The 2,162-nt window shown below is 35.4% G+C and carries 1 protein-coding gene; it reads left to right on the top strand.

The genetic code is table 11. The features are described 5' to 3' along the window. Nucleotides 1-247: 247 nt before the first annotated feature. Nucleotides 248-1,861: a chromosomal replication initiator protein DnaA gene (gene dnaA, locus A5294_RS06225; RefSeq protein WP_004106068.1), complete on the top strand. Its 1,614-nt coding sequence runs from the start codon at nt 248-250 to the stop codon at nt 1,859-1,861. Nucleotides 1,862-2,162 lie beyond the last annotated feature (301 nt).

Here is a 2,162-nt window from a genome sequence, read left to right on the forward strand (position 1 = left end):
TGATTTATTCACATTTCTATTACGATTTATTATACACGCAGAATCGTTGAAAAATAGCCAAATCTCAGCTTTAAACTTATCCACAAATTACACACATGTTATTCACAATTAAACAATTTCAACACGCTAGACTGTGGATAACTTCGTAGGGTCAGAGTAAACATATCTTACTGATACTTATTACACACGTGCGCTCGTAAACAGAATCAGCATTATTACATGCGCTAAATGCAAGTTTGGGGGTGAAATGGCTGATACATTAGGCGATCCTACATCGCAAGCTGCTTTGGTATGGTCTAATACGCTTACTGTTTTACAGCATAATGCCCTTTTAACTGCGCGCGATAAAGGTTGGTTTGAAGGTGTTAAACCAGAAGCAATCTTTGGTACAACCATTGTTTTGTGTGTATCTAATGCTGAAACGCAACAAGCTTTGCAAAATGAATTAAATTCTCCTCTACTTACAGCATTAAAGATTTGCACTGGTAAAGATATGTTTCCTGCTTTTAGGATTGTTCCTCAATCTGAATATCAGGAAAAAACTGCACAAAGTCCTTCAAATTCTTTATCTCATCAAGCACAGAACAATACGATTTTAAATAAAGCAGTAACTGATAATACAGTTTTACCTGTTGATAATATTTCAGTTTCAGCATCTAATGATTTGCCATCAGTTACAGCTAATGATGTATCTCCTGTACAACCAGATTTTGATCATGCAACTGGAATATCTACTCTTCAACAAACTGATATTTCTACTGAACAGGCTGCACAGCAAAAAATGCCTGTCTCTGTTCAACGCGATGCAATTACACATTTAAATACGTGCGCAACTTTTGATACTTTTGTGCCTGGCGATTCAAATCGTTTTGCAAGAACTGTAGCTTTGGCAGTCGCGGAGGGTTCCGGCAGAGATTTTAATCCTTTATGTATTTATGGTGGCTCCGGTCTTGGCAAAACTCACTTGCTTAATGCAATTGGCAATTATGCTTTAGTAAAAGATTCTTCACTTAAAGTTCGTTATGTAACAAGTGAGGAATTCACTAATGAATTTATTGAAGCTCTTCAAACACCAAATCAAAGTCAAGGTCAAATTGCTGATTTTAATAGGCGATATCGTGAAGTAGATGTTCTTCTTATTGACGATATTCAGTTCCTTGGTGGAAAAGAAGCAACACTTGAACAATTCTTCCATACTTTTAATTCTTTATATCAAGCAAATAAGCGAATAGTTATAGCTTCAGATGTTGCGCCAAAAAATCTGAAGGGATTTGAAGCACGCTTAATTTCCAGATTTGAATCAGGTCTTACGGTTGATATTAAACCGCCAGATTTGGAAACGCGTATTGCAATTCTGAGAATGATGGCATCAATGAATCACTGTAATGTTCCAAGTGACGTACTTGATTTAATTGCTGAACGTTTTACGGAAAATATTCGTGAACTTGAAGGTGCATTGACACGCGTTACTGCTGTAGCATCTTTAAGTAATCAGCCTGTTAGTAAAGCTTTAGCTGAACAAGCATTACAAGATTTCTTTGCTACAGATATTGAAGTAAGACCAACTGACATCATTAGTCAAGTAGCTCAGTATTTCCACATGACTTTTGATGAACTTGTTGGTCGTCAGCGCACAAAGAATGTTGCACTCGCTCGTCAAATTGCAATGTATCTTGCAAGAGAAATGACAAGCATGAGTTTGGTTGATATTGGCGAAGTTTTTGGCGGTAGGGATCATACTACAGTTATGCATGCTTATACTCGAGTAAGTGGCGAGATGCAAGAAAAGCAAGAAATTTATAACTACGTCATGGAATTAACTGTTCGTTTAAAACAAAATCCTGTTGAGCGTAGAAAGTAAACTTATTTTCCACATATTTATGAAGAAATGTTTAAAAGTTTATAAAAAGTTATCCACATACTTAATAACAAATGTGGGTAAAAGCTGAGTATAACTCGTGGAAAACGCCGCTTAAAAATGTTATTAAGTTGTTTATAAGGCATTTAAAAATGTGGAAACTTTAAAAAATAGAAAAAGTTGTGGATAAGTTGCCTACTTATCCACATTGTTGTTCTTGCGTTATCCACATCTTTTAATTGTTAATAAGTCTTTTAAAAAGCGATTTTTAAGCACTTTTCCACATATACACAGTCTTTATTAC

It is taken from the genome of Gardnerella sp. 30-4, assembly GCF_001641215.1.
Classification (GTDB): Bacteria; Actinomycetota; Actinomycetes; order Actinomycetales; family Bifidobacteriaceae; genus Bifidobacterium; species Bifidobacterium leopoldii.

Excerpts from the sequence above, each read along its gene's own strand:
- dnaA (WP_004106068.1), top strand. The coding sequence starts at position 248 with ATGGCTGATACATTAGGCGATCCTACATCGCAAGCTGCTTTGGTATGG.